At 31.8% G+C, this 280-nt stretch carries 1 protein-coding gene; it reads right to left on the bottom strand.

Annotation, left to right across the window (positions count from 1 at the left end; genetic code table 11):
- The coding region (locus tag AAEY78_RS12730) for a hypothetical protein (RefSeq protein ID WP_352339692.1) at positions 1–280 on the bottom strand (280 nt) is incomplete at both ends.

Here is a 280-nt window from a genome sequence, read left to right as displayed (position 1 = left end):
AAATTCAATATCTACATTCTTTTTATACTTATCCGCTAAGTCATCATCTTCTTTAACCAGTTCACCATTTACAAATAAATAAAGCGAATCGGCACCACCGTCATGACTTTTACCTGCGATACCGGTATTTATTTCGTCATAACTTAATTCATTCTCTTTTAATACCTGAAGCGCGGAGTAAAATTCGAGGAAATCACTCAATGGTATATTTTCTTCTAAATCTTCCATTTCTTGTTTAATTATTGCATCAAGTAAGATTTGATTATTTTTGGACATTTCC

This window comes from Psychrobacter sp. 16-MNA-CIBAN-0192, from assembly GCF_040309565.1.
Classification (GTDB): domain Bacteria; phylum Pseudomonadota; class Gammaproteobacteria; order Pseudomonadales; family Moraxellaceae; genus Psychrobacter.
This window is presented reverse-complemented; position numbering and strand designations above follow the sequence as displayed.